The organism is Aquaspirillum sp. (assembly GCF_055136605.1).
In genome coordinates this window covers 1-8,284 of record NZ_JBSQVP010000082.1, presented here as the reverse complement: position 1 = coordinate 8,284, position 8,284 = coordinate 1, and the positions used below count along the sequence as shown (strand labels likewise).

Genomic DNA, 8,284 nt, shown 5'->3' with positions numbered 1-8,284 from the left:
TGCCAATGTCGGTCGCTATTGGCGGCCACTGGCGGCGTTGCAGCAGCAGTAGGTGTTGGCGTGGGGGCGGTGGGGTTGCCTAGGTTGGCTAGGCGCTGTTGGCCGCGTGCTAGGCACTCGGCATCGGGGGTGGCGCTCTGTTCGAGTAAGTCGAGTAAATCTGACAGATGATCGCTACATTGCAACAAGGCCGCAATTAAGGGTGGGGAGAGTTCTCGGCTGCCATTGCGGAGCGCGTCTAAGGTGTTTTCAACGACATGGGTAAATTCGACAATAAAGTCACATTCCACCACCCCTGCACCGCCTTTGATGGTGTGGGCAGCACGAAAGACACCATTGAGGGTATCTGGGTCGTGGTCACCACGATCAAGTGCAATTAAACCGGCTTCGAGTGCTTGCAGCTGCTCACGGCTTTCTTGCACAAAAACGGCCAATAATTCATCCATGAGCTATCTTATTCCTCGAACGTAAACACCGGTGTGAGTCGCAAGAAGGCCAGTTGTTGCTTGATGGCGACGGTAGGGTGATGCAGTGCATGTGCCAACTGCCGCCGCTTTGCCTCTTGTTGTGTCAATAACACAAACTGTAAGCCAGCGCTGTCCATATCTTGCACAGCGGATAAGTCTAAAATCATATCGCTTGGTGATTGTGCCAAATACTGTTCCAACTGTTGTTTTAATGCTGCAACATGGTAGATGGTCAGGTCTTGTGCTGGCTTAAACATCATTTGGCTCACTAAAACAACTCAACTTTGCTGCCACCCCCACCTCCACTGCTGTGATTGCCAGATGAAGTTTGATTGAGTGCGCGTTGATGGGTATCTCGCTGCTGTTGCATCACATAACTGCCATACACAGCTTCTAATGTGGCTTGTAGTTGCGGTAGGTCGGCTGCTTCGAGTGGTGCACCGCGTGCAAGGCGTTGTTGCAAATCTATGGCATGTTGATCGAGTTTTTCCAGCGCGCTCATCACATGTTCGATCATTTGACGAGAAACATCTTGGAACTGAACATTTGCCAGTGCATCCATAAACATATTGGCAAGGGTATCGCTGCTCTCACGAATGGTGCGTATCATCTCATTTTGAGATTGCAGCAAGTTTGCATAATCGGTATTAAGCTCATTTAATTGATGAGAAAAGCTTTGTAAGGTGGTGCGTTCACCTTCGATATTGGTGGCAATCAGTTTCGAGTTGAATTGCTCTTCAATCGTGGTCGCAACGGCTTGAATCCCCTCGTTAATCCGCAAGACTGCCTGTTCACTTTCTGCGGAAAGCTTACGCACTTCATCGGCGACCACAGCAAAGCCGCGTCCGGCCTCGCCTGCGCGTGCCGCCTCGATCGCTGCATTTAAGGCCAATAGATTGGTTTGGCTGGCAATGCCACGAATCAAATTGACCAATTCTTCTAACGACCGCGCTTGATCGACTGCCACTTTGATTCGTGATTGCTCTTCACGAGTAAAATCAAGGCGTTGTTGGATATAGTCATCCATATTTGCAATCAAACGCTGATTGACTGCAATTTCATCTTCTGATTCTTCAGCCAAACGGTTTGAACGGGCAGCACTTTCATTGACAAACTGCTGAAGGTGAGTGACCACCTGATCGATGGTTTGTAAGCGTTCGGTGATGGAGTAGGCGGCGTTTTCGGTCTCTTGAATCACCGTGTTGAGCTGTTGTCGTAGTACCGAGTTATATTTGGGAACATTAGCCAACTGCTCGGCAATCAGCCCCATCCATTGATGGACTTGGGCATTTTCTTCTTCGACTTGTTTTTTGACATGCTCTAGACCGAGCATGGTGTCTCGGAACAACAAGAGCGAGACCAAGCGTCTTACACCATAGCCAACAAATACCAAGATGACCGAACCGAGAGCATCGCCTAGACGGGTACTGAGTCCAACGGCAGGCAAAAACTGTTCATGGAAAGGTTCGTAGAGTAAATACACCCCCAAACCGCATACTAACGCGGTAACCACCGCTAAAGCAGTGCTGCGCCCTTGGAAAGAAATCGTTTCGGTGGAGGCGGAAGTATGTGAGGATGGGAGGCTCATAGCAATGTCACCGTAAAACCAATTTAATGGTGTTGAGTAAGTCGTCAGCAGAGGCGGGTTTTACTAACCAACCCGAAGCCCCTGCCGCACGGGCTTCGGCACGCCGTGCTTGTTGTGATTCAGTCGTTAAGAACAGAATGGGCATAAAACGATAATTTGGCAATTGCCGCACCTCTTTAATGAGCTCCAACCCATTCATTCCCGGCATATTTAAGTCGGTAATCAGCAGATCGGCTTTAATGCCACCACGAAAACGGGCGAGGGCATCTTGGCCGTTAGAGGCTTTTTCGACCGTATAGCCTGCTTTGGTCAGAATGGCTGAAACGCTGAGAAGGATGGTGGGCGAATCATCAACGATAAAGATAGTTTTCATCTGTTTGCGCGAGAGAGCTTGTTGCAATGATCTTGCTGACAAGAGGATAGTCTCGTGTGGATTCACACTGAGTCTCTCGATACTCCTTTCTGTAGCACGCTATCCACGTGATTTAACAATATCTTTCCTGTCTCGTGTGAAGTCTAGCCATGATTGGCTTTATTTTATCTGTGTTAACACAAAGCGTATGCTTTTTGCGTCAGGCATTGCTGATAAATTCGATTGTTCTGATAAAGTGCATCATCATACCATAAAAACTAAATTTAGTTTTTGTGCCAATAAGCCGAGATAAATGATTTTTGCTTATCTTTTCATTTTTAATGACATAAGAAATTTTGTATCATGGTCGACCTCAAAATAAACGCTTATAATTGCCACTCTATTGCTCGATTTCTGTTGTCGTAAGCCCTCTGTGTGGTCAGTGGTTTGGCTAAAGATGGCAGTGATTTTTTCAAGAAAGTGATTTTTATGAGTTTGTTACCCCATCAAATCGAATTGCTCGCGCCGGCAAAAACCGCCGAAATTGGCCGTGAGGCGATTCTACATGGCGCGGATGCTGTCTATATCGGTGGGCCAAGTTTTGGGGCTCGTGAACATGCGGCCAACTCAATCGAAGATATCGCTGCCTTATGCCGTTTTGCCCATCAGTATCATGCCCGAATTTTTGTCACCCTGAACACGATTTTGCATGATGCCGAACTCGAAGCCGCCCGCCGTTTGATTTACCAATGTTATGAGGCAGGTGTTGATGCGCTGATTGTCCAGGATATGGGCTTGCTTGAACTCGATTTACCACCAATTCAGCTACACGCTTCAACCCAATGTGATATTCGTCATCCAGAAAAAGCCCGTTTTTTGGCCCACAGTGGTTTTAGTCAGCTGGTTTTGGCACGTGAATTAAATATCCAAGAAATCGCGACAATACGACAAGCGGTGCCAGAGCATGTCTCGCTAGAATATTTTATTCATGGCGCGTTATGTGTCGCATTTTCAGGGCAATGCAATATCAGTCATGCACAAACTGGACGCAGTGCCAATCGTGGCGATTGTTCGCAAGCCTGTCGCTTACCCTACACCTTAACGGATACCAATGGTGGGGTGGTGGCTTTTGAAAAACATCTGTTGTCGATGAAAGACAACAATCAAACAGCGAATCTTGAAGCCTTATTATTGGCTGGAATACGGTCGTTTAAAATTGAAGGCCGTTATAAAGAAATGGCGTATGTTAAAAATATCACTGCCCATTACCGCCAGCAATTAGATCAAATTTTAAACCATCATCCTGAATGGTGTCGGGCTTCAAGTGGAAAAACAGAGATTTTATTTACACCAAACCCTGATAAAACCTTTCATCGCGGTAGCACAGATTATTTTGCCACTGCCCGAAAAATCGATATTGGTGCATTTGATTCGCCAAAATATGTGGGGTTGCCACTGGGGCATGTGGTGGCGGTGGGGCAGGATTGGTTAGAGGTGGAAACCCAAGAGACACTCTCGAATGGTGATGGTTTAAATTACACTTTTAAGCGGGAAGTGATTGGGGTACAGGCCAATCAAGCCAAGTGGCAGCGTGCCAGTGAAGACGGTCAAATTTGGCGTATTTGGCCAAACGAAATGGTTTCCCGCTTGCGTGGCTTGAAAGTGGGCACTTTGTTGTCGCGTAACCGTGACCATGCTTGGGAAATGGCGCTGACCAAAGCCTCGGCACAACGCACTATTGCTGTTCAAGCCTGTTTACAAGACAGTGCGGATGGCGTGGCGTTGTCGTTGCAAGATGAGGATGGGGTGACGGTAACAGCTCATTTGGTGTGTGATAAAGTCCCTGCACAGCAGGCGGATAAAGCACGCCAAAACCTTGAAGACGGATTATCTCGTTTTGGTAATACGCTCTTTCATCTTGAGCAATTGACCCTTGCTACGTCTGAATCATGGTTTATTCCCAGTTCACAACTGAATAAGCTACGCCGACAGGCAATAGAGGCATTGCTTGCCGCCCGTCTGGCTGCGTGGCAACGTCCAGCGCCGACACCACCCACCGAGCCACCTTTTCCTTACCCAGAAACTTCACTGTCATTCTTGGCCAATGTGTATAACGAGAAAGCGCGGGCCTTTTATCGTAAGCATGGTGTGGAACTGATTGCTGCGGCTTATGAAGCACATGAAGAACCGGGCGAAGTCAGTTTGATGATTACCAAACATTGTCTGCGTTTTGCCTATCATCTCTGTCCCAAGCAAGCTAAAGGGGTACAAGGGGTGATGGGGCAAGTGCGTGCTGATCCGATGATTTTGAAATCGGGTAACGACACCTACACCCTCAAATTTGAATGTCGTCCCTGTGAAATGCATGTGATGGGCAAGATGAAAAGTCATATTTTCAAATCGCCCCCACCGTCGCTGATTCCGGTGCAACCGGTTACATTCCACCGCCCACCACGTTAAAGTTGTAAGGCCTCTAGCTGGCGCAGTGCATGGTCAATCCCCTCTAACATCAGCGAATGATCGTGGATTTGGCGGATTTGTTCAGCGAGTAGGCCTGACTCGGCAGTGGCGCGTGTGGCCAGTGCCGAGACTTGACCAGATACATGGCGGCTGCCCTCTGCCATGTTGGCAATGTGTGAGGTGGTCTCAGCTAATGCCAGTTTGAGGCCATCAATTCCACTTAACACTGCTTGAACCGATTGTTGGGTCGACGTTAAATTGGATTGGGTATTACCTGCTAACTTGCGTACCTCATCCGCCACCACAGCGAAACCGCGCCCGGCTTCCCCTGCACGAGCCGCTTCGATTGCTGCATTCAATGCCAATAAATTAGTCTGTTCTGCAATGCGGGCAATTTGAGTCAAAATTTCCTCAATTTTTGCCGCCCCCATCACCAAAGTTTGCATCCGCTCTGATAGTTGATTGGCTTCGCTGACACTGTGTTCAATTTCGCTGCTGTATTGACTAATATCTTGATTTAATTGCGTTAATAAACTGCCTGACTCTTGTAAGTAGTTCTGCATTTCTGGCAAACATGCCTGTGCCTCTGTGCTTAACATGCGGAACTGGTCGAGTTGTTGAATCACACTTTGGCGAATGGTATCTACCATTTGCAATCGTTTTAACTGTCTTCTGGTGAAATAATTTTGGAAATTGGCATATCGAACGGTAAAGTGATCCATCATCGCATCGTTAAAAGGTTCACCTTGTGCCACGCGATAGAAAAAGACGGAAGAAAGGGTTTGATTGATGTTAATACCCAGTAGTTCACCAAATGTCGTAAAACCAGCAATTGGGGTATCTTTAAAAACCGTTAACTGATTAAGCTGGCTTTGATTAAATAAACGTCTTAAAACACAATCATTAAAAATAGCCCCAATCGGTTTCGGTTTGCCTTGGGCATAGCGTTGATAATCGTCTTGTGTTTGGCGAATAAAGTCGGTGGTTTTCATCAGCACAAGTTGATCGCCCGGCTCAATATCACAATAAAAAGCAATTTCTTGTTTTTGTAAATTAACTTGTGCCACGGAACGGATATAGTGTTCTTTGCCTAACTCAATTGCAAAAGCGTGTTGTTCAAATTGTTTTGCTAATTGTTCAGGTGTGGTGCGTAGGTCTTGACATAAGACATCGATGAAAGAATGGAGCTGTTGCTGTTGTGGGTTGAATACACGGCTGACGGTACGGCGAAGGGGGTCGGCATCAGCGACAATATAGCGGGTGGTGGTGGGCGTAAAGTTTTGGCTTTTGAACACCCCAAAGCGAATGTCTGGTGCTGTTTTGCAGAGCACCATTAAAGCATGGTTTTCGAAAACCTTTTCACCATCGGATAACCAAGTGTGCTTAAAGTCGAGTAGGCCACCTGCTGAACCGCCAATAAATAAGCATGGAAAACGTTCGGTATGATAAAGCGCTTCCATAAACAAATTCTCGGCGCCTGCCAAACCATCAAAAAAGGTTAATGCCAAGGTATCGCGGTCATCAATGTTGAAGCTAGGACGCAAACGCCCAAGATGCGTTTCCAATTGTTGTAACCGCTGTTCACGGCTTAATTGTGGCGTACCGCGTCGAATATCTTCACTTGGCAAGGGAACCCAATGTAAATCGACGTGACTGAAAATATGTCGTGAAAAACCAGCTAAGACGACATGATGCCAGCCTTGTTGTGGGGTTGCTAAATAAGGCGAGCAGCTTTGTCCAGCAGCAATCTGTGCAGATTGGCACAACTCACCAGCGGTACTGATTAAGCCTAATTTAACTTGGGGCGGGAATAATCGTCGTAATTGTTGTCCCACCTGCTGCATATTGAGATGTGGTGAGACAAAAGCTAAGACCAAACTGAGCTGTTGTAGGTCTCCCCACGGGCTCAATGCCTGACTGCTGAGCGCGTTTCCATTCAGTTGTAAAGTCAGAATCACATCGTGATTGCTACTCGCCGCAGCATCAGCAGTCGCCTGGCGCGACCATTTCGCCCAAAAAGACATATTAGCGCCACCTAAAAATAAGGGGTTATCAAAACGCTATTGATTGTCTGACACAGTCAATGCGATCTGTTGTTGTAGTTGTTGCAAGGCCGTCAAAACGGTGTGGGCGCGAATGTGTTGTCGATCACCCGTAAAGAGATGACAACTGCTCGTGCAGCCTTGTGCCCCTGCCACAGCAATCCACACTGTACCCACTGGCTTCTCTACCGAACCGCCGCTGGGCCCTGCAATTCCTGAAACAGCGACAGCCCAGTTTGCGCCGCTGAGCTGGCGCACGCCGGTTGCCATTTGCTCGACCACCGCTTGACTGACAGCGCCATCCGTAGCGAGGGTATGAGCCTTGACCTGTAACAATTGCTGCTTGGCTTCATTGGCATAACTGACGATTCCCCAACCAAACCACGCAGAACTACCAGCCATCTCTGTTAACGTTGCTGCAATCAGACCGCCGGTGCATGACTCTGCAGTGGCAACCGTTTCACCGCGTTGTAACAGTTGTTGGGCTAACTGGTGTGCGCTGTGTTGGATTTCATTTGCTAAAGAGGCCTGTAGGGTCATAGCAGCGATTTCCGTTGTTGTCGTAGTTGGTGAATATGGCGTATCAATCCATTGGTTGACGCATCGTGTTGCAAGTTGGGCAATTCTACTGCGCGTAGCTCAGGTTCAATTTTGCGGGCCAATTGTTTGCCATACTCCACGCCCCATTGATCAAAAGAATTAATGCCCCAGATCACACCTTGTACAAACACCTTGTGTTCATACAACGCTAACAACATACCCAGATTATACGGGTTTAAACTGTCTAAAATTAAGGTATTTGATGGTTGATTGCCAGGAAATACTTTTTGTGGCAGTAATATATCAATATTGTCAGGCAGTTTTGTACCGAATTCTGCTAACACTTCTGCTTCGTTTTTTCCCCGCATCAAAGCTTCAGTCTGTGCTAGAAAGTTGGCCAACATAGCGGTATGGTGGGTTTTGAGTGTGCCATGTTCACAGGCAGGAATAATAAAATCACATGGCACTAGGCGGGTGCCTTGATGTAGTAGCTGGAAAAAAGCATGTTGGCTGTTAACGCCGACCTCGCCCCAAATAATCGGCCCCGTATTAAAGTCCAAGCGTGCCCCACAACGACCAACCCGCTTGCCGTTCGACTCCATATCCAGTTGTTGTAGATAGGCGGGTAGGCGTGACAGTCCCTGATCGTATGGCATCACGGCATGGGTGTGTGCACGGTAGAAAGTGTTATACCAAATCCCTAGCAATCCCAGCAGCACGGGCGCATTCTCTGCAAAAGGCGCGCTAAAGAAATGGCAATCCATGGCATGTGCGCCGGCCAAGAATTGGCGGAAGTGGATCATACCAATAGATAACATCACCGGCAGCCCAATCG

At 47.7% G+C, this 8,284-nt stretch carries 8 protein-coding genes and 1 pseudogene; 1 reads left to right on the top strand and 8 read right to left on the bottom strand.

Annotated elements, in window-relative coordinates:
• The 4 genes from ACTBZS_RS11125 to ACTBZS_RS11110 all read right to left on the bottom strand — a co-directional run.
• Nucleotides 1–446 (bottom strand): Hpt domain-containing protein (locus tag ACTBZS_RS11125; RefSeq protein ID WP_463044172.1); only part of this gene is annotated, 446 nt, incomplete at its 3' end.
• An 8-nt stretch (nucleotides 447–454) separates the two neighbouring features.
• Nucleotides 455–727 (bottom strand): STAS domain-containing protein, encoded by a 273-nt coding sequence (locus ACTBZS_RS11120; protein ID WP_460430033.1) that lies wholly within the window; start codon nucleotides 725–727, stop codon nucleotides 455–457.
• An 8-nt stretch (nucleotides 728–735) separates the two neighbouring features.
• Nucleotides 736–2,055: a methyl-accepting chemotaxis protein gene (locus tag ACTBZS_RS11115; RefSeq protein ID WP_463044171.1), complete on the bottom strand. Its 1,320-nt coding sequence runs from the start codon at nucleotides 2,053–2,055 to the stop codon at nucleotides 736–738.
• 7 nt (nucleotides 2,056–2,062) lie between these two features.
• Nucleotides 2,063–2,428, bottom strand: a complete 366-nt coding sequence (locus ACTBZS_RS11110) for a response regulator (protein WP_463044170.1) — start codon at nucleotides 2,426–2,428, stop codon at nucleotides 2,063–2,065.
• A gap of 468 nt (nucleotides 2,429–2,896) precedes the next feature.
• Here ACTBZS_RS11110 and ACTBZS_RS11105 point away from each other — a divergent pair, with 468 nt between their 5' ends.
• Nucleotides 2,897–4,867, top strand: coding sequence for a peptidase U32 family protein (locus ACTBZS_RS11105; RefSeq protein ID WP_463044169.1), 1,971 nt, complete (start codon nucleotides 2,897–2,899; stop codon nucleotides 4,865–4,867).
• Here the strand turns inward: ACTBZS_RS11105 and ACTBZS_RS11100 are convergent.
• The 4 genes and pseudogenes from ACTBZS_RS11100 to ACTBZS_RS11085 all read right to left on the bottom strand — a co-directional run.
• Nucleotides 4,864–5,670 carry a methyl-accepting chemotaxis protein gene (locus tag ACTBZS_RS11100; RefSeq protein WP_463044173.1) on the bottom strand — a complete coding sequence of 269 codons (807 nt, stop codon included), beginning with the start codon at nucleotides 5,668–5,670 and terminating at the stop codon, nucleotides 4,864–4,866. The genes ACTBZS_RS11105 and ACTBZS_RS11100 overlap by 4 nt on opposite strands.
• Nucleotides 5,671–5,682: 12 nt before the next feature.
• Nucleotides 5,683–6,891, bottom strand: a pseudogene (locus ACTBZS_RS11095) (FIST signal transduction protein); the annotation flags it as partial.
• 36 nt (nucleotides 6,892–6,927) lie between these two features.
• Nucleotides 6,928–7,449: a CinA family protein gene (locus ACTBZS_RS11090; RefSeq protein WP_463044168.1), complete on the bottom strand. Its 522-nt coding sequence runs from the start codon at nucleotides 7,447–7,449 to the stop codon at nucleotides 6,928–6,930.
• The coding region (locus tag ACTBZS_RS11085; RefSeq protein WP_463044167.1) for a glucose-6-phosphate isomerase at nucleotides 7,446–8,284 on the bottom strand (839 nt) is incomplete at its 5' end. The genes ACTBZS_RS11085 and ACTBZS_RS11090, both read right to left, overlap by 4 nt.